Genomic DNA, 25,975 nt, shown 5'->3' on the forward strand with positions numbered 1-25,975 from the left:
GGCTGCGCTTGCAGCGGCCCATTCCGGATTGCAAGACGGGATGGATCGCCTCTCACCGCGTCCGTCGAAGGTTCGAACCGATTTCCTCTCCGACCCTCCCTTCTTTTTCGATCGTCACGATTTCGTTCAACCAGGCACAGTTCCTGCGTGCGGCGATGGATTCGGTGCTTTCGCAGGAAGGGATCGACCTGCAATATATCGTCTGCGACGCGGGATCGACGGACGGAAGCCGCGCGATCATCGAAAGCTACGACGATCCGCGCATCATATCTGTCTTCGAAGAGGACGCAGGACCGGCCGACGGGCTGAACAAGGGATTTGCGCGGGCGAAGGGTTCGCTATTCGGCTACCTGAACTCGGACGACCTGTTGTTGCCAGGCGCGTTGACTCGCGTGGCGCGTTTCTTTGCCGAGCGGCCCCAGATCGATGTCGCCTGCGGGCATGCGCACGCGATCGATACCGAGGGCCATCACCTGCGCCGAGTCTGGTCGGAGCCCTACTGGCCGCCAGCCGTTGCCCGCGGCGCCTTCATCCAGATCCAGCCCAGCACATTCTTCCGGGCCGATATCTTTCGCAAGAGCGGCGGTTTCGAAATTGCGGACCGCGCAAGCTGGGATGCCGGCCTGCTTGCCCGCATGTACGCGGCGGGCGCACAATTCGCGGTAGTGGATGATTTCCTCAGCGCCTATCGCCTGCACGGCGAGTCGATAACCATGTCGGGGCGTCTGGCGCAGCGGCAGACCGACAATTTGCAGCGCCGCGCGCCCTTGCTGCTGGGGCGAGACTTCCGGTCCGGCGACATTGCGATCGGTCATGCCTTGCGGGCGATAAAGCACCTGCGCTGGCCCATGCGACTTCTGGAGCGCGTGCTGAGGGGGCCGATGGCTGGACGCGCGGAATAAGTCAGGAAATTTCGCGATTTTCATTGTCAGCGAAGGCTATCAAATCGTGGCCGGTGATTGCTGTCAGCCGATCTATTTTCTCTCGTCGGGAACGACATGGCGCGATTTCCCGCTCCAATTCGAACCGCTTCGCATCGACGAGGAAGCGATACCAGAAGCCTTGCAGGACATGGTAGATGAACCCTTCGCGGCCATCCAGAAACCCTAGTTTGGGAATGTAGCGATACAGGAAATAAGCCATCGGCCCGATGCCGAGCGGCAATCTGTTGTACCAGCCGACCTTGCGCTTTCGCATCTTTTGGGCCTGCGCCGTGCTCGCAAGCCCGCAATCTTCGGGCACAGGAAACAGCTCGTATTTCGAGATGAGGGCATCGATCGCTTCGCGGGTCGCGTATGCATTGTGCTTGGCCGTGAAGTAGCCGAGCCCGTGATCGTTTTCGTCGACGAACTCGCCCTCGACATGGCGGATCGTGCCTTTCTCGACGAGGATGTGTTCGTCCATCCATCGCTGCTCGATCCGGCCCAGCCCGTTCCTCCATATGCGGAGCAGCCGGAGCGGATAGCGCCCGCCATGCCTGATCCACCGGCCCAGAAAATATTGCCGGCGATCGAGGCTGATGGCGGTCGTTTCGTCGGGAAGGTCAGGGAGGATGGCGAGAAGATCAGCGACAAGCCCCTCCCCCAACCACTCATCGGCGTCGAGGCGCAGGATCCAGTCGGTGTCGAGTCCGCAATTGTCGATCGCCCACTGGAACTGGTCGGCGTAGTTGATCCACGCCCGCTCGAATATTTCGGCGCCGTGATCGCGCGCAATTTCGCGCGTGCGATCCTGCGATCCGGAGTCGACGACGACGATGCGCTGCGCAAGCGGGCGGATCGAGCGAAGGGCGCGCCCGATATGACGTTCTTCGTCTCTCGTGAGTATGACAGCGGTGAGCGAAGCGGGTGGGGCGGTTACGGCGGCCATGGCGCACACGGTTAGCCGCCCCACCCGCGCGACGCTAGATCAATGCACGCCCGCGCAAGTGGTGGCGCAGCAGCGAGGCGTTGACGATGCCCAGCGCCATATGGCCTTCGGGCGAATAGTGAAATGAATCCGCACCGACATAGCGGTCCGCGCTACCCCAGCCGCTCGGCGCGGCGGTCGAGCCCTGTCCGGTCACGAAACACGGCGCCACTTCGCGAACCGGCTCGCCGGGCGCATGGTCGTACTGCATCGCGCCATCGAAACCATAGGCAACGCGGGCGTGGTGATAGCCGGTGCAGGTGATGGCGACGCGTTCGCGGGTTGCGTCGGTGCCGATCTCGACGACGGAGCCCACCCGCAGGTTGACCGCGGGGTTGCTGACGCTGGTGTTGCAGACGAAGCCGTTGGGGTGGGTGACGCTCGTCGGCGTGCCGTCGTTGCCTGCCTGACCTGCGACGATCGATGCATAGAGCGTGGCCTGGTGGCCGATGGGATTGCCTCCAAAATCGAAGGGCAGTTCGAAAGGCGAAATCCAGCCGGCGCCCTCGCTTTCCATCCCCGATCGCACCGCATCTTTGACATCGAGATTGTGCGCGCTCCAGCTTTCGACGCCGAAAGCCGTGTCGACACCACCTGCCACGACGACTCCGGGGACATTCTCGCGGATGAGCTTCACGGTTCGGGCGGCCGCCGCTTCGACTTCGGACGGGTCGCGCGACATGTCGTTGATACCGGCATGGAGGAACACGAGGTCTGGCGCGAAGGGCACCACGTCGCTCATCACGCGATCGGGAATGGAATATCCCGTACCCTGCGCGTCGGCGACGAAGCCCGTGCCGCCCGCCCCGCTGGCCCAAACGTCGTCCCATCCCATCGCATGCGAAAACCAGCTGACCCAATTGTCGGGTTCGGGCGATGTGAAGCTGTCCCCCAGCACGATGGCGCGCGGTCCCCGCAATTCTGCGGCGAAGAGGCAATCGGTGGGGTCGGTATAGACACCCGCAAAGGCGAGCCCCCAGGATATGATGTCGATCCTCCGCACCGCAGAGGTACCGAAATCGACCATCACCATCACGTGGCCGCTCGTCTCGTAGGGCGTCAGCGACACGAAGCGATTGTCGACCCGGATGAAGAACCCGTGAGTGTTGTTGCGGATTTGCAGCTCGAGCCGGGCCCCGTGATGCATGAAAGACCATTGCTGGCCGAGCGAGGACCGCGGGCCGCTGTTCGACGTCGTCCGGACGCGTCGATCGCTGAAGGAGATACTGGCGGTTTCCGAACCCGGAAGGCCGCGCGTAAAGGTGAACACGCCGCCTTGCGGCGCCGATGCGACCGGGTTGAACTGCGTGCCGCTGCTTGTCGGCCAGTAACGCGGCAGGGTGGGTGAGGCGGAAGTGCTCAGCACTGGCGCCGGATTGGCGAGCTCGGGCAGGATCGCAGCCTCTGCCGGACGAATGCGGGGGCGCGGAAGCTCGCGCGGAGCGTGAAGCGCAAACATCAGTCGAGCACCCATGCATCGAGCGCAGCGGTCTGGCCCGCGCTCTGGATCGCAATGACGGCCAATGGCAGCAAAGTCAGGCCGGGCGAGAAGGTGAGGCTTAGCGTCGACGAATCGTCCAGCACCAGCGTCGCGCGGCCACCGGCATTGCAATCGACCAGCAGGGCGAGCCCGGGATCCACCGGCACGTCCGGCACCAGCGGACGGGCGCTTCGCAAGGGCTGGTCGCGCGATGGTATGGGATTGGACGGCCCGACGGGGACAGCGGGCTGGCCCGGCTCACCGATGGCGACGGCGGACAGGGGCACGAAGCGGGCGGGGTGACGGACGGGGGGAAGAGGATCGGTCATGGCAACTCCTTTCGAGCCGCCTGCTAACCGTATAGGTTAACTGTAGGAAAGTTGTTTTTCCATTTCCGCGCTATCCGCAAAGAGATCGATCAGCCGGGCGGCGGTTTCGCGCATGCTGAACGCCCTTGCGAACAAGGCGCGGCCGCGAAGAGTCATGTCGCTTCGCTCGCGTTCGGACATGGCTGCGAAGCCTCCGAGCGCTTCCGCGACCGACGTCGTCTCGGGCCGACAGACGATTCCGGCATCGGCCTGTTGCACCTCTGTGCAGATATTGACCTGGTCGGAGATGATCACCGGCGTACGGCAGGCCAGCGCCTCGGCGACCACGACACCGAAATTTTCCTGATAAGAGGTCAGCACCATGGCGTCTGCTCCGTAAAGAGCACCCCATTTCGCATCGCCCGCGAGCATGCCCGGCCAGACCACGCGGTCGCCGATGCCAAGCCTGTCCGCCAGAGCCTGTAGCGATGCGACATAGTCGGTGTCGCCCGGCCCCGCCATGACCAGCTGCCGGTCCCGCAAATCCCGCTGCGCCGCAAAGCCTTCGAGCAGGATCTCGCAGCCTTTTTTCGGGTGGATGCGGCTGAGAAACAGGAGATAGGGCCGCGTTTTCATATCTGGAACCGCAGCGCGGAAGGCGGAGTGCATCTCCCCTGTCTCGGGCGGCGGTTCGCCGGTCCCGAAGCCGATGACCTTCTCCGCCATGCCGTGCCATCCGGGCCACGATTGCGCCGCAAGTTCGCACTCGCGCCCGGTTGTGAAAAGCACCGCCTCTGCCCCGCGAAGGAGCGGCCCTTCGTTGACGCGGAAAAGCCGGCGCTTGACCCATTCCTTGCGCGGCTGGCTCTGGCGAAACCACGGATCGAGCATGCCATGCGGAAAGACGCAGTACGCGATGCCCGAGCCAGGGAGGACACGCCGCGCGGCAAGCGTCGATCCATTCCACAAGCCATCGACCACCACCCCGTCGAACTCCCGGGCATGGCGTCGCAACCAGCGAATCGCGCGGACCGGGTAAAAGCGTTTGCGCGGGCCCGGCCGCCCCATCGCAGCTATCGGCGACGGGCATGCAGCGACCCACGGATCGGAAGGATCGTCCAGCGTCAGCAGGTGCTGGCTATGGCCGAGCGCGCGATAGGCGTCGCCCAGTCGCAGCACCCCCTCGATCGCTCCCCCCATCGCGGGATTGGAGTCACCGATGATATGGAGGATGCGCAAGCTCAAGCAGCCTGCTTTCGGCGGCCCCTACGAGTGAGTGGAGCGAACAGGGTTATCGACCGCCCGCCTGCACGCACCGCCCACAGAAGCAGGCATAGCTGGAAAGCAACGAAAAACCGCTCCGAAAGTCCGAAGGGGCTAAACAGGACCGACCAAATCAGCGCCATCGAGCAATAGGCGATCAATGGCAGCAATGGCTCTTCCCTTTTGAGCAGATAGTAGAGCGCGAAGAACGGTATCGTCAGCACCCACAGCCAGAACAAGCCCCCCAGAAAGCCACCTTCGACCCACGAGCCGAGCAGGTAGCTGTGGGTCGGAATAAGGTCTCTTTTCCCGCGCTCGGCATCGAAAACGGGCAGACCGTATTCGACCTTGATGGCGTGGTGAAGTTCTACGTAGCGCCTGTCTCGCGCCCAGCTTCCATGCCCCAGAACCGGGGAATCGGCGATCGCCTGAACCGCGACGAGGCTCTCGCTCCGGCCACCCAGGATGAGCGGGACCTCGCCCGATGTCTGGTCGCGATACTTGACCAAAGCATCCCGCCCCAGCAGCCCCGATTCAACGGCGGTGCCGTAGATCGCCGTGGCCCCGCCCGCCACCGCCAGCCCACCCAAGAAAAGGCCAGCGAGCAATCCGCTGCTCAGGCGTTTCCGGAAAAGCGCAAACTGCCCGAAAAACAGGGCAGCTCCACAGATGACCGCCGCGATGAAGAGGATCCCGAACGCCGAGCGAGCTGCCTGGAAGAGAAGAAAAAACGACAGCATCAACAGGATAAGGGGGGCCAGGAAGCGCATCCGCGGAAAAGGAAGAGTGATCAGGAAAAGGCTGCCGAGCGTTATGTAGATCAGCGCTCTGTCGTAGCCGAACTTCCACTCGTACCCGGCGAATTGCGGCGGTATCGTATAGATTGCTGCGATGCCCAAGCCGATCGCGAAGACCGCGAAGTAAATCCGGCGTCGCGGGAGCCACATCCAGAGTGCTCCGATATGAATGGCGAAGAACACGATCTTGGCCCACCCACGCAGGAAGTCATCCGGTCGCGAGCCGCGCACAAGGTCGGTTACGACCTGTCCGGCCAGCCACAGCGCGAGCAGGACGAAGAGCGGCCAAATCCTTTTGAGCCGTTCGATCGAATCCGGCAGGGCCAGCAGCATCACGAACAGCGGGATTGCCAGCAGGTCCATCAGGAAAAGCTGACCGACCAGGTCGAAAACGACCATCTGCGTCAGCGGATAGAGGAAAGCGAGTATGATCCAGGGATCGAACCTGACCTCGCTATGCGCGGCGGCGCGGCGAATGGGTGGCGCGGGACGCGGGCGGGCGATCGCTGCGGTCCCTTTCGGCACGTAACTCATTCGCCGCGCTCCGCAATCGCCCTTTCGATCTCGTCCGCCATCTTGGCAAGCAACGCCTGTCTTGACCAGCGCTCGGTTGCGCGTTGTGCCGCTTCGCGGCCCAAGGAGCGCCGCATAGAGGCGTCTGAAGCCAACGCCTCGATGGCGCGCGCGAAGGATTCCGTATCGCCGGCCGGCGTGCACAACCCGCACCCCTCGACTTCATGCGCCAGCGAGGTGCCGGGATCGCTCGTCGCCACTACCGGCCGCCCGGACGCGAGCATGTTCGCCAGCTTGGACGGAAGCACAAGGTCCGCCGCGCCGGCGATCTGCGGCAGCAAGTGGAGATCGGCCATGGCGAGAAGGTCGGGCAAGCGATCACGCGGCTGCAGGGGGCGGAGATGGAGATTGGGCAGATGCGCGGCGGCGGCCGCGATCTCCCCTGCGGCAGGCCCCTCGCCGCAGACCACGAACTGGAGGTCGGGCCTTGCCTGCATGGCTCTGGCCGCTTCGAGGATGAGTCCGACCCCCTGCTTGCGCGCGAGATTGCCGGAATAGAGCGCGATCAGGCCCGGCGGCAGGTCGAGTTTCGCACGCATCGCATCGCCGTTTGCCGCGTCGCCGCCGACCTCGGGCTCGGCCCAGTTGCGCAACTCCGCGACGGGAGCCGCGGCGCCCTTCTCCCGTTCGGCCTTCGCGACCATCTTCGGCGAAATAGTGCTGACCCGATCGAAGCGGCTGATGATCGAGGCTTCGAAGCGTGCAGCAAGCCTGGCGACCGGGCCGGGCAGCAGGCCTGTCGCCACCGCTGCTTCGACCTCGAAATCCTGAATATGCAGCCATGTCACTGCGCCGGCCCTACGCGCTGCGCCGATGGCGACGGGCGCCGCCAGAAGCGACGGGGCAATGGAAATGACAAGCTCGGGCTCGAAATCGGCGGTGCCTCGCCGGATGACCTTGCGAACATTGCTCGCAAACGAAAGATAGTGCCGCAAGCGCCCAATTGTATTGGGCCGTGCCGGAAGATGGTGAGGGACCCTCTTTACCTGCACACCCCTTTCGCAACTGTCGCTGAATTCCTGCGCGAAACCCGCTGCCAGCTGCCAGTCCGGATAATAGGGGACGCCGCAAATCACGCGCACCTCGTGACCGCGCCCGGCGAGATGCTCAGCCCATCCCTGGCTGTAGGGACCGATGCCGATCGGCTCCGGCGCGTAATTCAGGCTGATCATGCAGATACGGGCCATGATTGCTTCGCGCCTATGTTCGCCCACCGTTTGCCCGCGCTGCGAAGATCCGCAACGCGCATCGAAATCGTCCTCCGAATACTTTGGCAGGAGGAACCACTTGGTAACCCATGGCGCATAGGTGTGGCAGGGGGAATACTTGACCCATCACCCGATTGCTTTACAAAGACAGCGAGACACCGCCAGGCGGAGTGTATGAAATGAAAAAGGTTTTCAGTTCTTTGGCAGCATCGGCTTTGCTGTTCGGCGCTACCGCTGCGCATGCCGACACGCGCCCCTCGGCGACCGAATTCAGCCAGCCGGTCAGCAGCGAGAGCGAGCTCGAGGGCGAAAGCGAAGCGCTGCCCCTGATCCTGCTGGGCATTGCCGGGCTGATCGGGATCCTGCTGGCTGCAGGCAGCAGCTCGGGCAACAGCCCGCGCTAGACCCCTTCCGGTTTTTCCAGGTTCGAAGGCCGCCCTGCCATCGCAGCGGTGGCCTTTTCATGCTGCTCGAGATCAATAGGCCCGGTCGTGGCGCAACACGAGCAGGGTCTGCGCGATGATCGCCAGATCGCGGAAGAGCGACCAGTGCGCGAGATATTCGAGATCGGCTTGCAATCGGTCCGAGAGATCGCGCTCCCTCTCGGCAGTTCCGCGAAAACCCCTCACCTGGGCGAGCCCGGTCAGTCCGGGCTTGAGCGCATGGCGATGCCAGTAGCGCGCATCGACCTGCCAGAATTTCTTCTCGCCGGCGAGACTTCCGGGCGCATGCGGGCGAGGCCCGACGATGCTCATCTCGCCCTTCAGTACGTTGAGCAATTGCGGGAGTTCGTCGATGCTGTAGGCGCGGATGAAGCGGCCGATCCTGGTCAGGCGATTGTCCCCGCGCGCGGTTGAGCGATCCCCGTCGGCATCGCTACTGTCGGTCCGCATCGACCGGAATTTGTACATCCGAAAGAAGCGGTTGCCCCTGCCGGTGCGTTGCTGGACGAACAGCACCGGCCCGCGATCTTCCAGCCAGATCGCCAGTGCCAGGAGGCAAAGAAAAGGCAGGAGCAGGATAAGCGCGAGCGTCGAGAATGCGATGTCGAAAGCGCGCTTCAATGCCCGGGCACGCAGGCCGAGCGGCCCTGCGCTCACGACAAGGGTAGAGGCATCCGCCGCTTCGTAATGCTTTACATTGAGCGCGCCGAGTTCGTGCGCCGTCGGGCTGAGGATTTCGCCATGCACGCCGTTGGCCTTGAGCACAAACGCCCATGCCGCGCGCCGGTCGAGCGGGCAGCTGACCACCACTTCGTCCTGATTCAGCAGCAACCGCCCCAGGAGATCGAGCGAATGGGGATCGTCCGCCTCGGGGTCGATGCCGGCCGCTCGCGCGTCGACGATGCAGTTGAAAGGTATGGCGAGCTCGTCGCCGCCGTCGCGAATATGCAGCCGGTTGCGCACGAAGCCGTCCCAGCGCCGCTCGATGAGATGGACGGCTATCCGGCGGGAAAGCGCAATCAGCACGCCCGCGCCGACGAGGCCGAGGGTTAGCGTCACGCGGGAGAAGGACGCCCCTGCCTTCAGGTAGAAGGCCACGAAGGCGAGCAGGGCTGCCGAGATCGCCAGCGCCCCGAAAGACCGCGATATGGCGAAGCGGTAGTCGAACAGCGTCCGGATCGAATAGGTCCCCTGGTAAAGCGCGATCGTGAGGTAGATCGGCAGCAGCAGGTAGGCCTGGTTCGATGCCTGCGGGTCGGGAAAGCGCTGCAGGTAGAGGGCACCGGCAGCGAGGAAGGCGATGAAGATCGCGGCAACATCGGTGACCACGAACAGCAGGTAGGCGCGCAGGCGACGCCGCTCGAGCGAAGGCGCGGGGAGCAATTCTCCCCGTAATTCCATGTCCTTGATTTCCGGAAGCGCGTTCACTCGAGGCAGTCCCATCCCATTGTGCGCCATAACACACGCTGTGCATGACCGGCCGCCCCAAGTATATGAATAACCGCTAAATATAGATGCGGTCAACGCGCTCCGGCCGCTGCCGCCGCACGTGCTATCGTGGTCAGTTCCTGCGCCAGCAGCAATTCGCCCGACTGGCTGTTTGCCAGCAGGCTGCGATGAAGCGCCGTGACCCGTTCGACGAGCCGGTCGAGCCTTGCCCCGCGCCAGATGCGCAATTGCTCGCGCAAATCGCGTTCGTCCTTCCAGAAAATCCGGCGCGCCTGCTTTTCGGACTGAATGAAACCGTCGACGTCGCCGCTACGGCCCAGCCTGCCGGCCAGTTGTGCCAATTGTGCCGTACGCCGCTCGACCGCCAGCGCGATCGCGACGCTGTTGATCGACAATTCGCGCATGCGCTGGAGCTCGCCAGGCAGCCGCTTGGCATGACCGCCGAGCGCGGCATTGACGATCGGCATGAAGCCGTCTTCTTCGGTCTTGGCCCCGATGGCGTGCCAGTCCTGCGCGTCGGCCTGCTTGGGCGTGGCCGGCGCAGCATCAAGGTAGAGCGCCAGCTTCTCGATTTCCGAACGCGCGAGCCGCTGGTCGAGCGTTGCCGCCCGCGCAATCCGTTCGGCCAGATCGCCCCCGAGCCGCACACCCGCCGTGTCGGCGAGATCGCGCACCGTCGCGGTCATGCTGCGCAAATCGGGCGGATAAAGCATGGCCACCAGCGCATCCTCGCGCCTGGCCAGCAGCTTAGCGGTGCGCGACTTGTCGGTCGCAGCGCTGGCGACGACCAGCACGGGACAGGCATCGCCTTCCCCTGCGAACAGGTTGGCAAGCGCATCGTGCGCTTCGTCGCCATTGGCCCGCACGAAGATATGCCGCGCGTCGCCGAACAGGGAGGATGACCGCGCTTCGTCGCCCAAGGCCACCGGATCGCGCTTCAGGTCGGCGCCGCTCAATTCGATGCGTTCGCCCGGATCGGCCAGTGCCCCACAGACGGCCTCGGCGGCGGCGGAAGCGCCCGCTTCGTCAGGACCGCAAAAGAAGAAAACCGAACACTGTCGCGCAGCCTTGGTGGCGATGCCGGGAAAATCCCGCTGCGTCGCTTTCACTGCGGTTCCCTCAACGCCAGCGAAATCCGCCTGACGATGCGATCGGCCACCTCTTCAGTGAGCCTTTCGAGCGCGGTCTGTTCGGCGGCGATGGTGGCGTATTCGCTGGAGACGACGTCGATCCCGGCATCCGCGCCGGAGGTCGCATCGAGCACGATCGATCCGCTGGCGAGATCGATCAACTGGTATCGCGCGCGCAGCGTGCGCCGCTCGCGCCCGATCGTATCGTCGTTGAGCAGGCCGAGGCCTTCGAGCCGGTCGTCGAGCCGGATATCGAGCCGGTAGCGCGGCGTTGCATTGCTCGCGCCTGCCGACAGCCGGTCATCGAGAGCATTGCCCATCAGCCATCCGGCGCGCCCGGGAATGGGAGCGACTTCGACCGCGGCGAGACCCTGCACGGATGCGTTGCCGACACCGCCGCCGTAGATCGGCTGGAGGCCGCAGCCTGCGAGGGCAATGCAGGCGCTCAAAAGCGTGAGCGCGCGGATCATCACCCCGTTACGGCTTGGCGGCGCAGTTCGCGGGCCTTGGTGAGGATGATGTCTTCGAGCTTCTGCACCGTTGCGGCCTGCACCGGGGCATCGACCCAGGCGCCGCCCTGCGCAGTCTGGCGGCTGGCGGCAACGCGCAGCGCATCGGCGCGCAGGTCCTGATCCAGGATCGAGACTGTCAGTTTGACGCGCTCTCCGGGGTTCTGCGGATTGGCATACCAGTCGGTCACGATGACGCCACCGGCGCTGTCAGCCTGCAGCAGGGGTGCAAAGCTCACCGTTTCGAGCGCAGCGCGCCACAGATAGGAATTGACGCCGATCGTGGTGATCTGCGCCGCAGCCAGGTCGGCTTCGGGCCGATCGCGACCGCCGCAGGCGGCAAGCGAGGCAAGCGCAGCGCCGCCGATGGCGAAGCGGGCGACGGTGCGGAATCGGGTCGGAGAGTTGGTCATGGGAATGTTCTGCGGTCCTCGGTCTGACGTGACTGCCTCTATAGACATCGCGCGCGTTGCGACAAGCCGGTCGTGTGACGCCCATCGTGTGACGCCGGCGGCGCCCGCGCCAAGGATCGCTTGAGCAACGCGCCGCTGTATGCCGCGTGAATGGCGACCGGCCGGACGCATCGGGCTTGTGGGCGGGATGCAACACATGGCGGCAATGCACCCGCCCGCTTGTGGAAAAGCTGGATTCGCGGGCAGTTGCTGGTAGCTTCAGGTGAAATTCAGGCCGAGTCGCCTTTGGTTCGGACTGCAAAACACGGGAAACTGACAGGCATTATGGGCAAGGGCGCGACATCGACATGGGCGAACAGGCTTATGCCTGCGCTTGTCGTGGGCGGTGCGCTCGTGGCCATCCCGACTGCCAGTCTCGCGGTTTCCAACGCCGTGTTCGCGCCACTGACCGAATCGGCGCCGCGTTTCACGCCTGCCGGCGTCGATCCCGATCTCGCCGAGCGGGTGAGCAATCGCTACGCCGCCTCGCGCAAGGCGATGCGTTTCACGCCCGCATCTAGCAAGCCGATCGCCGACCGCACGGTCACCGTCGCGGTCCGGCTCGACGATGAGACCGCCCGCGCGATTTCGATCCGCTCCGCACTGGACAAGGCGCGCAATGCGCCGGGCCGCCGCGACGTCGCGATCGCGCCGACCAGTTTCGACCTCGGCATGGCGCGCGGCTTCCAGAGCTTTGCCAAGCCCGCCAGCGAATTGCCGGCCGGTGTGTCCAAGATCGAAATGCCCGATCTTTCGCAATTCCGCCCGAGCGAAGGCGCGCAGGCCGACAAGCCGAACCGGTTCCAGCCGCGCATCGCGCTCGAGAACGAGCGTAGCGTCGGCCGCGCCCCCCGCACCATCGAAGGTGCCGGCGACCCGAGCGTCGATGTCGGCGGTTCGTACCGCGTCACCCGCAACCTCGACGTGACTGCCGGCGTGCGCCTGTCGCAGGAACGCAGCCGCCTGTCGCCGCTCACCGACGGTGTGGAAGACGACCAAGCCGTCTATGTCGGGACGCAATTGCGCTTCTGACGCCGTGCCATCGCGCTGAATTCGATTGCACAGGCCCCGCCTCGGCGGGGTTTTTCTTTGCCCGCATCCCGCCGTGACGTTACGTCATCCTCGCAGAGCAATCGGGAAGAGCGAGAGAGGATTCGATCATGGGACGAGTAGCCATCGTAACCGGCGGGACGCGCGGCATCGGGGCGGCGATTTGCAACCGCCTCAAGCGGCAGGGCCACACGGTCATCGCCAACTATGCCGGCAACGACAATGCGGCGAAGAAATTCTCCGACGAAACGGGCATTGCGACGGCCAGATGGGATGTCGGCGACCACGAGGCCTGCCTCGAAGGATGCGCCGCGATCGAAGCGGATCACGGGCCGATCGATATCGTCATCAACAATGCCGGGATCACCCGCGACGGCACGCTGCACAAGATGAGCTTCGACGACTGGAACGACGTCATGCGCGTCAATCTCGGCGGTTGCTTCAACATGGCCAAGGCGACCTTTCCCGGAATGCGCGAGCGTGGCTGGGGCCGGATCGTGAACATCGGCTCGATCAACGGGCAGGCGGGCCAGTACGGCCAGGTCAATTACGCTGCCGCCAAATCCGGCATTCACGGCTTTACCAAGGCGCTGGCGCAGGAAGGTGCCAAGTTCGGGGTCACCGTCAATGCCATCGCCCCGGGCTATATCGACACCGACATGGTCGCCGCCGTGCCCGAAGCGGTGCTGGAGAAGATCGTCGCCAAGATCCCGGTCGGCCGCCTCGGCATGGCCGAGGAAATCGCTCGCGGCGTAGCTTTCCTGACCAGCAAGAACGGCGGCTTCGTGACCGGGTCGACCATGAGCATCAACGGCGGCCAGCACATGTATTGAGGGTGGGCGGCCGACGCCGGTTGCCTCATCCGCCTAGTCGATCACGTAGCCGACGACTTTCCAGACTGCGCCCTCTTTTTCGAGCGTGACCGACTCGGTCGCTTGCGCCCGATTTTCGAATTGCGACCGGAAGTTCACGACAACGTAGCCGTGCGGCGGCGCGTTGACATATTCTGCCGTTGTGATTTCGCGCTCGACCACCGCACCCAGCGGCACGCGTGCCTGCAGCGAGGCATCGCGCCAGGTCGCGACCGTATTCGGCTCCTGCAAGGAGCGACCTGCCGCCGCATAGCTCGCCTCCCAATCGAAGGCATCGACCAGCGACAGCCACGCGCGCGCGCTGCGTTCGAATTCCTCCAGCTGGACGGTTTCGATAGCCGTGGCGGGATCGCCGACCTGTCGTTCGCTTGCTGGGTGGCCCGACAGGACGAGTGCGGCGGCAAGAGCGATTGAGAACATGAGACCTATTCCTCCGATCCAGATGGCCCGCTTGCGGGCCTGTTGCGATGGGGATCCGATGTCGGACGGAGAGGCGGAAGGTTCATCCCCCAATTGCTTGTAGACAGGGTTTTCGTGCCCGCCCGCCTCCTGTTCCAGCAGCAGGCGCGCCGCCTCACGGCTGCTTGTCACCGACAATTTCCTGCGCGCCGCCCGCAGCCGCTCGTTCACCGTATGCACGGACAGATCCAATTCGTTCGCGGCCGATTTTGCGCCGTGCCCGCGAACGATCAGCCGCAGCGTCTCGCGTTCCTTTTCGGTCAACGAGGCGAGCGCATCTTCACGATCCGGGGCGCTGGTCTGGAGGGGCATGCGCATGGGCTAGTGAGCCGCGGTGCGCGCCGCCACCCCAAAAAATTCGTGTCGCGTGCACCGGACCGCCATTGACCAAGCGTTAACCAGGATCGGCTAGGCCTCGTTAAGTCTGAATGGGCATACTTTCGAAGGAAACGCCTATGAGTGCGACAGAACCGAGCAAGCTGCCTTCGGGCCAGCAGTCCCACGACACCCGGCGCGCATCGCCGCGTTCGTCGCTGATGCTGCGCACGGCCAAACTCGTTTGCCAGAGCGGGGAATATGTCTGCATCGTACGCGACGTGTCGCCCGAAGGCGTGGGCCTGCGCTTCCTCCATGCCGCCCCGACCGAGCGGCGCATCCTGCTCGAGCTCGCCAACGGCGCGACCTATCCGGTCGAACGCGTCTGGGCCGGCAAGCAGCAATCGGGTTTCCGCTTCGCCGCCGCGATCGACCTGCATGAATTCATCCACGAACCCAGCCCCTACCGGGCGCGGCCGATCCGCCTGCGTATTTCCGCTGCGGCCAGCCTCGCCAGCGGCAACCAGGCAGAAGCGGCCGGCCTCGTCGACCTGTCGACGGGCGGGGCCAGGGTCGAGAGCGCGCGCGACTACGGTATCGGCTGCATCCTGCGGCTGGAGGTCGGCTCGCAGCTTTCGAAGCTCGCCGAGGTGTGCTGGGCCGACGAGGGCCGATTGGGCCTTTCGTTCCTGCAGCCGATGACCATCGAGGAACTGGCCGGGACAGCGCTCGCGCTACAGCCTTATGGCTCGATGCGCGAATGCGGTGCGACCGACCATGCGAAGGCCGTTCGCGCAGCCTGACTTTCCAGGACGCCGCCAAGGCTCTAGCACCGCGGCGTGGACACGCCCTATCATCCGCCGGTCAAACGCTCGGTAGAGATCGCCGGTCACAAGACCTCGATCAGCCTCGAGCCCGTATTCTGGAACATGCTGCGTGCCGCCGCCGAGGCCCGGGCCGTGCCCATCAACGCGCTGGTCGCGCAGATCGACGAAGAGCGGATCAGGGCAGCGACGCCGCCAGGCCTGGCGAGTGCGATCCGGGTATGGCTGGTGACGCAATGAAGATCGTGACCTACGCGGACCGCCACTTCGGTGGCATCGATGCTCTAGGGAAAGTCTGTTTTCCCGACAGCCCGCCACGCAACAGGGCGGCGCATTCCATCCCGGCGAAACGGGCAATTGACGACGACTTGTTGCTCGTGGCTGAGAATGAGGAGGGCGCCGTCATCGGCTCGATCATGGCAGGCTATGATGGGCATCGCGGCTGGCTCTATTCAGTGGCGGTACTGCCGTCTTGCCGACGGGGCGGGATCGGAGCCAGAGCGCCGCATTTCGATGGGGCGCAATCTTAATTCAATCTAGTCGTCGCCCACCCGTTCGATGTCGGCGCCGACCAGTTGCAGTTTCTCTTCCAGCCGTTCGTAGCCCCGATCCAGGTGATAGATGCGGCGGACCTGCGTCTCGCCCTCTGCGGCCAGCCCGGCAATAATCAGGCTCATCGACGCGCGCAGGTCGGTCGCCATGACTTCGGCACCGGTCAGCGTCTCGACACCCTTGACGATCGCCGTGCGCCCTTCGGTTTCGATATCCGCGCCCATCCGGTTGAGTTCGGGTACGTGCATGAAGCGGTTCTCGAAGATCGTTTCCTTCAGCACGCTGGTGCCCTCGGCCTTGCACAGCAGGCTCATCAGCTGCGCCTGCATGTCGGTGGCGAGGCCGGGATAGGGCGCCGTCGTGAGATTGGTGGCCTTGAGCGGGCCGTCCGCGATGATGTGCACGCCGCTCTTGGTCTCTTCCACGGTCACGCCGATATTGCGCAAGGCGTGGATGGTCGCCTGCATCTCCTCCGCATTCGCACCTTCCAGCATTACGTCGCCGCCGGTGATTGCCGCGGCGCAAGCATAGGATCCCGCCTCGATCCGGTCGCCCATGACGCGATAGGTCGCACCGTGCAGCCGCTTGACGCCGTGAATGACGAGATCGGAGGAGCCGATTCCCTCGATCTCCGCGCCCATCGCGGCCAGCAATTTGCACAGGTCGACGATTTCCGGCTCGCGCGCGGCGTTGAACAGGTGGCTGGTCCCCTTGGCGAGGACCGCCGCCATCACCGCATTCTCGGTCGCGCCGACCGAAACGACGGGAAAATCGAACTTCCCGCCGGGCAATCCGCCGTCTGGCGCAACTGCCTTCACGTAGCCTTGCGCCATTTCGATCTCAGCCCCCAGCGCTTCGAGCGCCTTGAGATGCAGGTCGATCGGCCGGTTGCCGATCGCGCAGCCGCCGGGCAGCGACACGGTCGCCTCCCCCATCCGCGCGAGCATCGGGCCGAGCACCAGGATCGAGGCGCGCATCTTGCGGACGAGATCATAGGGGGCGACGCTGGAGGTGATCCGCGTCGCTTCCATGGTCATGACGCGGCCGAAATCCTCCGGGCGCTTGCCCTGCACTGCGGTCATCACGCCGAACTGGTTCATCAGATGCTGGAAGCCGTCGATATCAGCCAGGCGCGGCAGGTTGCGCAAGGTGAGCGGTTCGTCGGTCAACAGCGCACAGGGAATGAGCGTCAACGCGGAGTTCTTGGCACCCGAAATCGGGATTGTGCCGGAAAGGCGATTGCCGCCACGAATTACGAGTTTGTCCATGCCAAGGCGTTTAGCCCATTCGCCCGCGCTGGCAACCGGCGCAGTCACCGGCACAGTCATAGTACGGCAACATCGCTGCGACAGTTGACGGCGCGACCAGACGCCTTATCGCCAGAGCCATGACCGCCCATAAACCCATTAGAAAAGCCGTTTTCCCCGTCGCGGGTCTCGGCACGCGCTTCCTTCCCGCCACCAAGGCGATCCCGAAAGAGCTCCTGCCGATCGTCGACCGGCCGCTGATCCAGTATGCGGTCGACGAAGCGCGCGAGGCGGGGATCGAGCAGATGATCTTCGTCACCGGTCGCGGCAAGACCGCAATCGTCGAACATTTCGACGTCGCCTACGAGCTGGAAAGCACGATGAGCGAGCGCGGCAAGGACATGGGCGTGCTCGATCCTACCCGCGCCACACCGGGCGACATCATCACCGTGCGTCAGCAGGTCCCGCTGGGTCTCGGCCACGCGATCTGGTGCGCCCGCGCCATCGTCGGCGACGAACCCTTCGCAATTTTCCTGCCCGACGAACTGATGATTTCCCACCAGGGCGGCGCCGGCTGCATGAAACAGATGGTCGATGCCTACGAAACCCGTGGCGGCAATCTGATCAGCGTGCTCGAAGTGCCCCATGACGAGGTCTCGAGCTACGGCGTGATCGATCCGGGCGCAGAGCATGGCAATTTGACCGAAGTGAAAGGCCTGGTCGAGAAACCGCCGGTCGAGCAGGCACCGTCGAACAAGATCGTCTCGGGCCGCTACATACTCCAGCCCGAGGTCATGCGCATTCTCGAGGACCAGGAAAAGGGCGCTGGCGGCGAGATCCAGCTGACCGACGCTATGGCCAAGATGATCGGCCAGCAGCCGTTCCACGCGGTCACCTTCGATGGCAACCGTTACGATTGCGGCAGCAAACTCGGCTTCGTCGAGGCGACGCTGGCGCTGGCGCTGGAGCGCGAGGACATGGGCGCTGAAGTGCGAGCAATGGCACAGCGGTTGCTGGGCTAGGACAAGGTCAACCCGCCGTCGACGACGATGGTCTGGCCCAATATGTAAGAGGACAGGGGAGAGGCAAGAAACAATGCCGCCCCTGCCAATTCACTTGGCTCACCCATTCGATGGAGCGGGATCTTGGCGAGCGCGCCTTCGAGGCGCTTGGGGTGATCGGTCGTGACCTTGGTCATCTTGGTCGCGACAAAACCCGGCGCAATCCCGTTCACGCGAATGCCCTCTTCGGCAAAGGCAGCGGCAAGATTGCGCACCAGTGCCACCGCGCCCGCCTTGCTCGCGCCATAGGCGGGATTGCCGACCGTCGCGTGGAAAGCGGCGGTCGAGCTGACTGCAATGAGGCTGCCTTTCGCTTCGGCCAGTGCGGTGCGGTATTTGCGCGCGCAGTCCATGATCGAGCTGAGGTTGACCGCCAGCACCCGGTCCCAACCCTCGCGCTCGAACTCGGCGCGGCGATATTCGACAGCACCCTGGCAGCAGACAAGGACATCGAGACTGTCGTAATCGGGCGCGTTTTCGATCTGCGACGGGTCGCTCACATCGACCTGGGTGTAGTGCAGGCCGGTGAGGTCCGAGCCGTCTTCGTCGGCATAATCCGCTGCGCCGGGTCGTGTGCCCCAGACATGTACTTCTGCCCCTCGTCCATGAAACGCCTGCGCCATGCCGTTGCCGATCCCGCTCGAACCGCCGACGATGAGGACGCGCTTGCCTGTGAAGTCTAGTGGATCGCTCATGCCGGGGTAATCCGCAGAGGCAGGGTCTTGAGCCCACCGACGAAAGTCGAGGTCGAGCGCTTGGGCTCACCGGCCAGCTCTACCGTCTCGACCCGGTCGAGAAGGGCCTCGAACAGGATGCGCATTTCCAGCCGCGCCAGGTGCAGGCCAAGGCACTGGTGTGCCCCTGCACCGAAGGCGAGGTGCCGGTTCGGGCTGCGCGCAGCGTCGAATTTGCGGGGGTTCTCGAATTGCGCAGGGTCGTGATTGGCGGCGACATAACTCATCATCAACCAATCGCCCTTCTTGATCGCCTGATTGCCCAACTCGGTATCTTCGGCTGCCGTGCGCATGAAATGCTGCACCGGAGTGGTCCAGCGGATCGCTTCTTCGACGATGCCCGGCAACAGCGAGCGATCGGCTTTCACCTTGGCCCATTGCTCCGGATCCTGCGCCAGCGCCTGCATCGCGCCTGCAGTGCTGGCGGAGGTTGTGTCATGCCCGGCGGTGGCGACGATGATGTAGTAGCCCGCCATGTCGCGATCAGGCAGCGGCTCGCCATCGACCGTTGCATTGGCGATCACGCTGGCGACATCGTCGGTCGGATTCTCGCGGCGCTGGTTTGCAATCTCGGCAAAGTAATCCTCGAAACTCTTCACCGCGCCCGAGACGAGTTGCAGCACCTGCTCGGGCGTCATATTCTCCATGCCGGTGCCGGACAAGTCGGCGTCCTGCCCGCCGAACATCTGCTGCGTCAGCATCAGCATACGCGGCTCGTCTTCCTCCGGTACGCCGAGAATCTGCATCACGACATGCAACGGATAGGGTGCGGAGACGAGCTTGCAGAAGTCCAATTCCGGGCCGGCCTCGAGCAGCTTGTCGACGACGCGATTGGCGATAATGCGGATTTCGCCTTCGATCTTCGCCAGGTTGCGCGGCATGAACCAGTCCTGCGTCAGCCGCCGATACTTCGGGTGGACCGGCGCATCGAATACGACCAGCGAATCGACCAGCATGTCGCTGCCCGTCGCCGCGCGAGAAAATTCGATCGCCGAGTTGAGGCTGAATACGACCGGGCGCGGATTGTTGAGGAAGGTTCTGTTGTCCTTGCTCATCCGCATGACGTCTTCGTAGCGAGTGACGAGCCAGAAGGGTTCGAACAGACCCTCTTCGTCCGGGACGATTTTCGCCACCGGGGATTCCGCGCGCAGTCTGTCGAATGTGTCGAGCAGCGACCCCCACTCGGCGTAGCTGTGCGGATCGATCACTTCACGGGCAGTGTCAGGCGGCAGGATCGGCGTTCCGCTCGCCATCATGTTGACTCCTCGGCCTTGGCCGCGAATTCATCCCGCAATTCGCGCTTGTAGAGTTTGCCATTGGCTTCGCGCGGCAGATCGGGACGGAAATCGAACAGCCGGGGCATCTTGATCCGGGAGAGGTTGGGCGCGAGATAATCGCGCAATTCGCCTTCGAACGCCTCTCCCGCATCGCTCATGTCCTTGGGCTGCACCACGGCCACGACTTTTTCACCGAGGTCCGGGTCCGGCGCGCCGATCACGGCGGCGTCCATCACCTTGGGATGGCTGATCAGCAGGTTCTCGATCTCCTGCGGGTAGATGTTGACGCCGCCGCTGATGATCATGTGGCTCTTGCGGTCGGTCAGATAGAGAAATCCGTCCTCGTCCACATGGCCGATATCGCCCAGCGTCATCCACCCCTTGGGATGCATGGCATCCTTCGTCTTGTCCGGATCGTTGTGATAGGTCGGCAGGATATCGTTTTCGAAAAAGATCAGCCCGTCCGTCCCTGCCGGCACTTCCTCCCCGTCCGGCCCGCAGATGTGGAGCGTGCCGTGGATCGCGCGACCGACAGTGCCCGGATGGGTCAACCAGTCCTCGCTCTTCACCAGCGTCATGCCGATCCCTTCCGAGCCGGCATAGTATTCGTTCACGATCGGCCCCCACCATTCGATCATCTGCTTCTTGATCGGCACCGGGCAGGGTGCGGCAGCATGGAGCGCGCGCTGGTGGCTGGAGAGATCGTATCTGGTGCGGATTTCCTCGGGCAGCTTGAGCATGCGCACGAAATGCGTCGGTACCCACTGGCTGTCGGTGACCTTGTACTTCTCGATCGCTTCGAGCGCGGTCTCGGGATCGAACTTGGCCATCATCACCACCGTGCCGCCAAGGCGATGGACGGTGGAGGACCAGCCGATCGGCGCTGCATGATAGAGCGGCGCGGGCGACAAGTAGACCATGCTGCCGTCCGCCGGCATCCCCGCCCCCATGATCGCGAGGCCCATCAACGGATTGGCCGCCAGCGGATCGGGATCTTCCGGCGGCGCGGGCCGGATGCCCTTGGGGCGCCCGGTGGTGCCGGAGGAATACAGCATCACCAACCCGGCGCGCTGGTCGTCGATCGGCTCGGATGGCTGCGCGTCGAGCGCGGCGGCGAAATCCTCGTCGCCTTCGCCGTCCATCATCAAAACTGGCAGGTCGGAGCATTCCGCACGAATGCCCTGCATCACATCGTCGAACGCCGTCGATGTGATCAGCAGCTTGGCTTCGCTGTCTTTGAGGATATAGGCGATCTCGGGCGCGGTCAGCCGGGTGGAGATCGGCACCAGCATCGTGCCGGCGCGCTGCGAGCCCCAGATCAGCGTGTAGAACTCGGCCCGGTTCTCCAGCAGGACGGCGAAGGCCTCGTCATGGCCGATGCCCCGTGCGCGCAGCAAATGCGCAAACCGGTTCGAGGCTGCGTCCATCTCGCCGAAAGTAACGGTCTCTCCGGTTCCCGCCATAATGACGGCCGGATGATCGGGGCGCGCGGCGGCATGTTGAATCGGATGCATGTGTTTTCTCTCCCATGAGAGAAAGTCTTATCCAGCAACCGATTTCGGGCAAGGAGATTCCGCCGCCGGATTGCGCCTGCGAACACAAAAAAGGCGGCGGGATGACCCGCCGCCCATTGAAGGACACCCTCTCCTGATGTCCAAGCCGCTTTATAGCGGAAACTCGATATGTCAGTCGCCGCCGACTGCGCCGCGACCGGTCGCTTCGGCGAAGGCGATCTGCGTGTCGCTCTCGACCATATAGGGGATCGGATTGACCGCAACCCCGCCCACGCGGACTTCGTAATGCAGGTGCGGCCCGGTCGAGCGTCCGGTCGAGCCGACATAACCGATCAGATCGCCCTTCTGCACGAATTCGCCCTTGTCGACGACGATGCGCGAAAGATGCGCGAAGCGCGTTTCGAGATCGTTGCCGTGACCGATCTGGATGTACTTGCCGTAGCTCGAGAACCATTGCGCCATTTCGACGAGCCCGTCGCCCGTGGCATAGACCGGCGTACCGGTCGGCGCGGCGAGGTCGACGCCCTTGTGGCTGCGGCGGCCACCCAGGACCGGGTGAGTACGCATGCCGTAACCGCTCGTCAGGCTCGCGCCTTCGAGCGGCATGCGAGAGGGAATGGAGACCCCGCTGCTGCGCGTCTTCGTGGTGCTGGAGCCGGTGCCCTTGTCGAGCCCTTCCCACTGCGCGAACAGCTCGCGGAACTGGTCGTCGCCCTTGCCCAGCGGCGACGCCGATTCCTTGACCGGCTTGGTCACTTCGACAGACGCGGCAGAAGCGCTGGTGTTGGCACTTGCTGGCGATACGATCCCTACGGTCAGCGATGCTGCAATAAGTGCACCGGTCTTGGCCGTAGCCTTGAGAAATGAAATCACGAACCCGTCCTTCGGATACGGCGCGTCCCGACGCCGCAGACCCTGTTTTTTGTGACGCGGGAACCAATGCCCGCTTGGTGGGTTCGTGTTATCGAGCCAAAATCTTAAGACGCAAGGCTGTCATAAAAGTCTCGCGACAAACCGGCTGCAAGACGCGCCGAGTCGTTGAATGGCGGCCAAATCCCACCTCTGCAGTGCGACTCGACCAGCGTTTTCCAGCGCTTCCGCGGTGATTCCCCTAAGGATTTGGCCATTGCGACAAGATGCTTGATGCCGAAACCGACATCGTGGATTTCGTCGTCAAGTATCCTCTCCAAAATCTTTGCGCGCTGACATCGCCCTGCGAACGCATACGTTTCAGCGTCGCCGACGTGGCGTCGAGCCCCCGCGCCTCCAGCATCATCGGTACGACCGCGAAGGAAGGCGGGGCTTTTCTCAAAGAGACTGCGCCGCCGCCAGCGCTTCGTCGACGTGGCCCTTCACCTTCACCTTGTCCCATACGCGGGCGATCGTGCCGTCTGTGTCGACCAGGTAGGTGGTGCGGACCATTCCCATGAAGGTCTTCCCGTACATCTTCTTCTCGGTCCAGATTTCCAGCGCATCGGAAAGCCCAGCGTCCTGCGCGTCGGTCGCCAGGTCGACCGTAAGCCCGTGCTTGGCGATGAAATTCTGATGCTTCTTCGGCGAATCCTTGCTCACCCCCAGGATCGCGCAACCTGCTTTCTCGAAATCCGCCTTGGCCGCCGAAAACTCAGTCGCTTCGGTCGTACAGCCCGGCGTATTATCCTTCGGATAGAAGAACAGCACGAGCTTCCTGCCTGCATAATCCGACGGCTTCACGCTGCCGCCATCGGGGGTCTCCATGACGATATCGGGCATCGGATCGCCTTCGTGGGGACGTTCGCTCATCAGTCGATCTCCAGTTCCTGCTCGAACACGGTCTGCCAAGCTTCGGCGACGCTCTGCCGCGCCTGGCGCAGGGAATGCAAGAGGGCCTTCGGACCAGCACAGCCGCAACCCTGAGCCAGCACCTCTGCCGAAGGGCCTTCGGGCATCACGAGATCGGGCGCGAACAGCCGCACGCTGACGATGAGGCTGGTGAGGAAATCATGCGCGTCGGTCAGCGATGGTGGCAGCAAGTCCTCCTCGACCAGCAGCCTGCAGGCCTCCCCCAGCTGCGGACGAAGAGCGGTGGCCTCGCGCAATTGCAGGAAGTGGACCAGGAATTCCAGATCGACGAGCCCGCCGCGAACCAGCTTGGCGTCGAGCGGCCCCTTGGGCGGCTTGTGCGCGGTAATCTCCGCCCGCATCGCCAGCACGTCTTCGCGCAGTTTTTCCGCATCGCGCGGCGCGGCAAGCACCTCCTCCAGTATTGTTCCGATCGCTTCGCGCGCGGGGGCCGAGCCCGCCACGACGCGTGCCCGGGTCAGCGCCATATGCTCCCACGTCCATGCTGCCTCGCGCTGGTACTTGGCGAAGCTTTCGACGCTGACCGCCAGTGGCCCCTGTTTGCCCTGCGGGCGCAGCCGCGTGTCGATTTCATAGAGCGCCCCTTCAGCCGTCGGCACGCTGAGCGCCGCACTGACACGCTGGGCCAGGCGGTTATAATAAAGCGTCGCGCCGAGCGGTCTCTCGCCATCGGACTCGGTCGAAGTCTCGCCGGTGAAGAGATAGACGAGATCGAGGTCGGATGCATGGGTGAGCGCTTCACCTCCCAGCCTGCCGAGTCCGAGTACGATCAGTTCGCCGCCTTCGATCCGGCCATGCACCTTGGCGAATTCGACGCTGGCCTCGTCCACCGCGACCTGCAGGCCGGCCTCGGCCAGTCGCGACAGGCCGGCAGCGATTGCGAGCGGGTCGTGTGCGGCCTCGACAAGTTGCACGCCCAGCGCAAAGCGTTGTTCGCCGGTGACGATGCGAATCCGGTCCAGCAGTTTCTCGTAAGGCGCATCGGGATCGGTCCGCCGCATTCGCGCCGCCAGTTCAGCCACGTCGGGCGGCAGGTCGAGCGCCGTGCGGTCGATCAGCGTGTCGAGCAAGGTGGCTTGCCGTCCGAGTTCGTCCGCCAGCGGCGGCGCGAAGACAAGAATGCGCAGCAGCAGCTCGAGCAGGGCAGGGCGCGCGTCGAGCAGCCGGAACAGGTTGATCGCGCTTGGCAAATTGGCGAGCAACCGCTCGAACCGCAACAGCGCGCGGTCGGCATCGGGCGCCGTTTCCAGCGCGGCCACCATATCGGGAACGATGGCCCGGAAGGCTTCGCGCGCACTCGTGCTGCGCAGCGTGCGGTAGCCGGCATTCAGCCAGTTTTCGATGCGGTCGACGAGCTCCGCGCCGCGCCCGTCACCCTCCGCGGCCAGGCCCGCCTTCACTTCGGCGACCGGCCGCGCGCGGTCGGGGCTGGTGGTGGTTTCCAGCAACTGGTCGAAGCGCGTGCCGACATTTTCCGTCAGTCGCTCGAGCTCGGCGACAAGCGCCGCCCCGTCGGCGAGACCGTCGAGCCGCGCCACGGCATCGAGCGCTTCGCCCGAAGGCAGCGCGTGCGTCTGACGGTCGTTGACCATCTGCAACCGGTGTTCGAGCACCCGCAGCCTGTCGTAGGACGCGCCCAGCATGTCGGCATCCTCGCGCACGATCAACTCGGCCTCGGCAAGGCTATCGAGGGCTTGCCGTGTCCCGCGCACACGCAACGAAGGCGTGCGGCCACCATGGATCAGTTGATAGGTCTGCCCGAAGAACTCGATCTCGCGAATGCCCCCGCGCCCCTTCTTTAGGTCGAAGCCCGGCCCGGGTTTCTGCGTCCCCTTGTAATTCTCGCGAATGCGGGTCGTCAGGCGACCGATCTCCTCGATCGCTCCGAAATCGAGGCTGCGCCGCCAGACGAAGGGTTCGATGTGCTTGAGAAATCTCTCGCCTGCGCCGACGTCGCCAGCCGCCGCACGGGCGCGGATGAACGCGGCACGCTCCCATGCCAGCGCCGAGCTCTCGTAGTGCGACAGTGCGGCGTTGCAGGACACCGCCAGAGGGCTGACTTCCGATGCCGGGCGCAGGCGCAGGTCGACCCGGAAGACATAACCCTCGTCGGTCACTTCGGAGAGCAGCTTGACGATTTCGCGGGCGTAGCGCTGGGCCGCTTCGCCCGGCCCGTCACGTTCGCGCCGCGCGAGCCTCTCGGGATCGTAGAGCAGGATCGGGTCGATGTCGGAACTGTAATTGAGTTCGCCTGCGCCATGCTTGCCCAGAGCCAGCGCGAAGAACCCGTCCGATCCGGCATCCTCCACCCGGCGCCGGATCGCTGCCGAAATGGCGCAATCAAGCGACCGATCCGCAAGATCGGACAATTCGCGCATGACGCGTTCGACCGGGAACGCCCCGGCCAGGTCGCCGACCGCCAGAGCCACGGCATGGGCCAGCCGTTCGCGCCGCAGTGCCAGGCCTGTGTTCTCGTGTTCGCCCCGGCGGCGCGCCCACGCCAGCGCTCCTTCGCCATCTCCTGCCAGCAACAATTCGGCCAGTTCCGGCTGCCGGTCGAGTCCGCGCGCGAGGAATGGCGCGTGTGCCCGCGCCCTGTCGAGGGCCGATTGCCAGTCCGCTGCGCCTGCCGCTCCCATGGCTGTAGCCCTGCCCCGCGCAGCCCCGCTCTGCAAGCGCCCTTGCGCACCGCCCGCCGCTTTGCGAGA

Annotated in this window: 27 protein-coding genes; 8 read left to right on the forward strand and 19 right to left on the reverse strand. The window is 64.3% G+C overall.

Translation table 11 applies throughout. The features are described from left to right. The first annotated feature begins 8 nt into the window (after nt 1-8). Nucleotides 9-902, forward strand: coding sequence for a glycosyltransferase family 2 protein (locus EL2594_RS12015; RefSeq protein WP_196793200.1), 894 nt, complete (start codon nt 9-11; stop codon nt 900-902). A 1-nt stretch (nt 903) separates the two neighbouring features. Here the strand turns inward: EL2594_RS12015 and EL2594_RS12020 are convergent, their stop codons facing one another. From EL2594_RS12020 to EL2594_RS12045, 6 genes are all read right to left on the reverse strand, one after another. Next, nucleotides 904-1,869, reverse strand: coding sequence for a glycosyltransferase family 2 protein (locus EL2594_RS12020; protein WP_011415358.1), 966 nt, complete (start codon nt 1,867-1,869; stop codon nt 904-906). A 34-nt stretch (nt 1,870-1,903) separates the two neighbouring features. Next, nucleotides 1,904-3,367, reverse strand: a complete 1,464-nt coding sequence (locus tag EL2594_RS12025; RefSeq protein ID WP_011415359.1) for an SGNH/GDSL hydrolase family protein — start codon at nt 3,365-3,367, stop codon at nt 1,904-1,906. Continuing rightward, nucleotides 3,367-3,717 (reverse strand): hypothetical protein, encoded by a 351-nt coding sequence (locus tag EL2594_RS15385; protein ID WP_155806055.1) that lies wholly within the window; start codon nt 3,715-3,717, stop codon nt 3,367-3,369. Before EL2594_RS15385 ends, EL2594_RS12025 begins: the two co-directional genes overlap by 1 nt. A gap of 36 nt (nt 3,718-3,753) precedes the next feature. After that, nucleotides 3,754-4,941 (reverse strand): glycosyltransferase, encoded by a 1,188-nt coding sequence (locus tag EL2594_RS12035; RefSeq protein ID WP_011415361.1) that lies wholly within the window; start codon nt 4,939-4,941, stop codon nt 3,754-3,756. Then, the gene (locus EL2594_RS12040) at nt 4,938-6,155 is read right to left on the reverse strand and encodes a hypothetical protein (protein WP_155806056.1); all 1,218 of its coding nucleotides are present in this window, start codon (nt 6,153-6,155) and stop codon (nt 4,938-4,940) included. The genes EL2594_RS12035 and EL2594_RS12040 overlap by 4 nt, the downstream gene beginning before the upstream one ends. 131 nt (nt 6,156-6,286) lie before the next feature. Beyond that, on the reverse strand, nt 6,287-7,516 hold the full coding sequence (locus tag EL2594_RS12045) for a glycosyltransferase WbuB (RefSeq protein ID WP_041686056.1): 1,230 nt from the start codon (nt 7,514-7,516) through the stop codon (nt 6,287-6,289). 200 nt (nt 7,517-7,716) lie between these two features. Between EL2594_RS12045 and EL2594_RS12050 the strand changes: the two genes are divergently transcribed. Further along, nucleotides 7,717-7,941, forward strand: a complete 225-nt coding sequence (locus EL2594_RS12050; protein ID WP_011415364.1) for a hypothetical protein — start codon at nt 7,717-7,719, stop codon at nt 7,939-7,941. Between the two features lie 72 nt (nt 7,942-8,013). Here EL2594_RS12050 and EL2594_RS12055 read toward each other — a convergent pair whose 3' ends face one another. The 4 genes from EL2594_RS12055 to EL2594_RS12070 all read right to left on the reverse strand — a co-directional run bounded on the left by EL2594_RS12055 (nt 8,014) and on the right by EL2594_RS12070 (nt 11,481). Next, complete coding sequence (locus EL2594_RS12055; RefSeq protein WP_011415365.1) at nt 8,014-9,408, reverse strand: exopolysaccharide biosynthesis polyprenyl glycosylphosphotransferase; 1,395 nt, start codon at nt 9,406-9,408, stop codon at nt 8,014-8,016. Between the two features lie 92 nt (nt 9,409-9,500). Then, complete coding sequence (locus tag EL2594_RS12060; RefSeq protein ID WP_011415366.1) at nt 9,501-10,538, reverse strand: DNA polymerase III subunit delta; 1,038 nt, start codon at nt 10,536-10,538, stop codon at nt 9,501-9,503. Further along, on the reverse strand, nt 10,535-11,029 hold the full coding sequence (lptE, locus tag EL2594_RS12065) for an LPS assembly lipoprotein LptE (protein ID WP_011415367.1): 495 nt from the start codon (nt 11,027-11,029) through the stop codon (nt 10,535-10,537). The genes EL2594_RS12060 and lptE overlap by 4 nt, the downstream gene beginning before the upstream one ends. Beyond that, the gene (locus tag EL2594_RS12070) at nt 11,029-11,481 is read right to left on the reverse strand and encodes a DUF3576 domain-containing protein (protein WP_011415368.1); all 453 of its coding nucleotides are present in this window, start codon (nt 11,479-11,481) and stop codon (nt 11,029-11,031) included. Before EL2594_RS12070 ends, lptE begins: the two co-directional genes overlap by 1 nt. Before the next feature lie 363 nt (nt 11,482-11,844). Here EL2594_RS12070 and EL2594_RS12075 point away from each other — a divergent pair, with 363 nt between their 5' ends. Both EL2594_RS12075 and phbB read left to right on the forward strand, forming a co-directional pair. Then, nucleotides 11,845-12,552, forward strand: coding sequence for a hypothetical protein (locus tag EL2594_RS12075; protein WP_233994274.1), 708 nt, complete (start codon nt 11,845-11,847; stop codon nt 12,550-12,552). A 128-nt stretch (nt 12,553-12,680) separates the two neighbouring features. Next, nucleotides 12,681-13,403 carry an acetoacetyl-CoA reductase gene (gene phbB / locus EL2594_RS12080; protein WP_011415370.1) on the forward strand — a complete coding sequence of 241 codons (723 nt, stop codon included), beginning with the start codon at nt 12,681-12,683 and terminating at the stop codon, nt 13,401-13,403. 33 nt (nt 13,404-13,436) lie between these two features. On the opposite strand, the gene EL2594_RS12085 is transcribed toward phbB, so the two are convergent. Further along, a complete protein-coding gene (locus EL2594_RS12085) occupies nt 13,437-14,219 on the reverse strand; it encodes a helix-turn-helix domain-containing protein (protein WP_011415371.1) in 783 nt (260 codons plus the stop codon). Between the two features lie 137 nt (nt 14,220-14,356). Here EL2594_RS12085 and EL2594_RS12090 point away from each other — a divergent pair, with 137 nt between their 5' ends. The 3 genes from EL2594_RS12090 to EL2594_RS12100 are packed head-to-tail and all read left to right on the forward strand — an operon-like array spanning nt 14,357 to nt 15,570. Continuing rightward, complete coding sequence (locus tag EL2594_RS12090) at nt 14,357-15,019, forward strand: PilZ domain-containing protein (protein ID WP_011415372.1); 663 nt, start codon at nt 14,357-14,359, stop codon at nt 15,017-15,019. A 36-nt stretch (nt 15,020-15,055) separates the two neighbouring features. Further along, nucleotides 15,056-15,280, forward strand: a complete 225-nt coding sequence (locus EL2594_RS12095) for a ribbon-helix-helix domain-containing protein (protein ID WP_011415373.1) — start codon at nt 15,056-15,058, stop codon at nt 15,278-15,280. Beyond that, on the forward strand, nt 15,277-15,570 hold the full coding sequence (locus EL2594_RS12100) for a GNAT family N-acetyltransferase (protein WP_011415374.1): 294 nt from the start codon (nt 15,277-15,279) through the stop codon (nt 15,568-15,570). The genes EL2594_RS12095 and EL2594_RS12100 overlap by 4 nt, the downstream gene beginning before the upstream one ends. Nucleotides 15,571-15,576: 6 nt before the next feature. Here EL2594_RS12100 and murA read toward each other — a convergent pair whose 3' ends face one another. Then, nucleotides 15,577-16,860, reverse strand: a complete 1,284-nt coding sequence (gene murA / locus EL2594_RS12105) for a UDP-N-acetylglucosamine 1-carboxyvinyltransferase (RefSeq protein ID WP_041685324.1) — start codon at nt 16,858-16,860, stop codon at nt 15,577-15,579. 119 nt (nt 16,861-16,979) lie between these two features. On the opposite strand from murA, the gene galU reads away from it, so the two are divergent. Continuing rightward, nucleotides 16,980-17,861 (forward strand): UTP--glucose-1-phosphate uridylyltransferase GalU, encoded by an 882-nt coding sequence (gene galU, locus EL2594_RS12110; protein ID WP_011415376.1) that lies wholly within the window; start codon nt 16,980-16,982, stop codon nt 17,859-17,861. On the opposite strand, the gene EL2594_RS12115 is transcribed toward galU, so the two are convergent. From EL2594_RS12115 to EL2594_RS12140, 7 genes are all read right to left on the reverse strand, one after another. Further along, complete coding sequence (locus EL2594_RS12115; RefSeq protein ID WP_011415377.1) at nt 17,858-18,595, reverse strand: SDR family NAD(P)-dependent oxidoreductase; 738 nt, start codon at nt 18,593-18,595, stop codon at nt 17,858-17,860. The two genes, galU and EL2594_RS12115, sit on opposite strands and share 4 nt — an antisense overlap. Next, complete coding sequence (locus tag EL2594_RS12120) at nt 18,592-19,890, reverse strand: cytochrome P450 (RefSeq protein ID WP_011415378.1); 1,299 nt, start codon at nt 19,888-19,890, stop codon at nt 18,592-18,594. The genes EL2594_RS12115 and EL2594_RS12120 overlap by 4 nt, the downstream gene beginning before the upstream one ends. Next, on the reverse strand, nt 19,887-21,425 hold the full coding sequence (locus EL2594_RS12125; RefSeq protein WP_011415379.1) for an acyl-CoA synthetase: 1,539 nt from the start codon (nt 21,423-21,425) through the stop codon (nt 19,887-19,889). Before EL2594_RS12125 ends, EL2594_RS12120 begins: the two co-directional genes overlap by 4 nt. Nucleotides 21,426-21,596: 171 nt before the next feature. After that, entirely contained in the window at nt 21,597-22,298 is a 702-nt protein-coding gene (locus EL2594_RS12130) for a M23 family metallopeptidase (RefSeq protein ID WP_011415380.1), read from the reverse strand. 104 nt (nt 22,299-22,402) lie between these two features. Further along, nucleotides 22,403-22,615 carry a DUF455 family protein gene (locus EL2594_RS15665; RefSeq protein WP_233994275.1) on the reverse strand — a complete coding sequence of 71 codons (213 nt, stop codon included), beginning with the start codon at nt 22,613-22,615 and terminating at the stop codon, nt 22,403-22,405. Between the two features lie 118 nt (nt 22,616-22,733). After that, a complete protein-coding gene (locus tag EL2594_RS12135) occupies nt 22,734-23,207 on the reverse strand; it encodes a peroxiredoxin (RefSeq protein ID WP_011415381.1) in 474 nt (157 codons plus the stop codon). Then, nucleotides 23,207-25,906 (reverse strand): bifunctional [glutamine synthetase] adenylyltransferase/[glutamine synthetase]-adenylyl-L-tyrosine phosphorylase, encoded by a 2,700-nt coding sequence (locus tag EL2594_RS12140; RefSeq protein WP_011415382.1) that lies wholly within the window; start codon nt 25,904-25,906, stop codon nt 23,207-23,209. The genes EL2594_RS12135 and EL2594_RS12140 overlap by 1 nt, the downstream gene beginning before the upstream one ends. Nucleotides 25,907-25,975: the final 69 nt, after the last annotated feature.

Origin of the sequence: Erythrobacter litoralis HTCC2594 (assembly GCF_000013005.1) — a bacterium.
GTDB classification, from domain to species: domain Bacteria; phylum Pseudomonadota; class Alphaproteobacteria; order Sphingomonadales; family Sphingomonadaceae; genus Parerythrobacter; species Parerythrobacter litoralis_A.

Excerpts from the sequence above, each read along its gene's own strand:
- EL2594_RS12040 (WP_155806056.1), bottom strand. The coding sequence starts at position 6,155 with ATGGTCGTTTTCGACCTGGTCGGTCAGCTTTTCCTGATGGACCTGCTG.
- EL2594_RS12135 (WP_011415381.1), bottom strand. The coding sequence starts at position 23,207 with ATGAGCGAACGTCCCCACGAAGGCGATCCGATGCCCGATATCGTCATG.
- EL2594_RS12050 (WP_011415364.1), top strand. The coding sequence starts at position 7,717 with ATGAAAAAGGTTTTCAGTTCTTTGGCAGCATCGGCTTTGCTGTTCGGC.
- EL2594_RS12085 (WP_011415371.1), bottom strand. The coding sequence starts at position 14,219 with ATGCGCATGCCCCTCCAGACCAGCGCCCCGGATCGTGAAGATGCGCTC.
- phbB (WP_011415370.1), top strand. The coding sequence starts at position 12,681 with ATGGGACGAGTAGCCATCGTAACCGGCGGGACGCGCGGCATCGGGGCG.
- EL2594_RS12090 (WP_011415372.1), top strand. The coding sequence starts at position 14,357 with ATGAGTGCGACAGAACCGAGCAAGCTGCCTTCGGGCCAGCAGTCCCAC.
- EL2594_RS12115 (WP_011415377.1), bottom strand. The coding sequence starts at position 18,595 with ATGAGCGATCCACTAGACTTCACAGGCAAGCGCGTCCTCATCGTCGGC.
- EL2594_RS12025 (WP_011415359.1), bottom strand. The coding sequence starts at position 3,367 with ATGTTTGCGCTTCACGCTCCGCGCGAGCTTCCGCGCCCCCGCATTCGT.
- EL2594_RS12070 (WP_011415368.1), bottom strand. The coding sequence starts at position 11,481 with ATGACCAACTCTCCGACCCGATTCCGCACCGTCGCCCGCTTCGCCATC.
- lptE (WP_011415367.1), bottom strand. The coding sequence starts at position 11,029 with ATGATCCGCGCGCTCACGCTTTTGAGCGCCTGCATTGCCCTCGCAGGC.
- EL2594_RS12120 (WP_011415378.1), bottom strand. The coding sequence starts at position 19,890 with ATGATGGCGAGCGGAACGCCGATCCTGCCGCCTGACACTGCCCGTGAA.
- EL2594_RS15385 (WP_155806055.1), bottom strand. The coding sequence starts at position 3,717 with ATGACCGATCCTCTTCCCCCCGTCCGTCACCCCGCCCGCTTCGTGCCC.
- EL2594_RS12075 (WP_233994274.1), top strand. The coding sequence starts at position 11,845 with ATGCCTGCGCTTGTCGTGGGCGGTGCGCTCGTGGCCATCCCGACTGCC.
- EL2594_RS12140 (WP_011415382.1), bottom strand. The coding sequence starts at position 25,906 with ATGGGAGCGGCAGGCGCAGCGGACTGGCAATCGGCCCTCGACAGGGCG.
- EL2594_RS12100 (WP_011415374.1), top strand. The coding sequence starts at position 15,277 with ATGAAGATCGTGACCTACGCGGACCGCCACTTCGGTGGCATCGATGCT.
- EL2594_RS12045 (WP_041686056.1), bottom strand. The coding sequence starts at position 7,516 with ATGGCCCGTATCTGCATGATCAGCCTGAATTACGCGCCGGAGCCGATC.
- EL2594_RS12125 (WP_011415379.1), bottom strand. The coding sequence starts at position 21,425 with ATGCATCCGATTCAACATGCCGCCGCGCGCCCCGATCATCCGGCCGTC.
- murA (WP_041685324.1), bottom strand. The coding sequence starts at position 16,860 with ATGGACAAACTCGTAATTCGTGGCGGCAATCGCCTTTCCGGCACAATC.
- galU (WP_011415376.1), top strand. The coding sequence starts at position 16,980 with ATGACCGCCCATAAACCCATTAGAAAAGCCGTTTTCCCCGTCGCGGGT.
- EL2594_RS12020 (WP_011415358.1), bottom strand. The coding sequence starts at position 1,869 with ATGGCCGCCGTAACCGCCCCACCCGCTTCGCTCACCGCTGTCATACTC.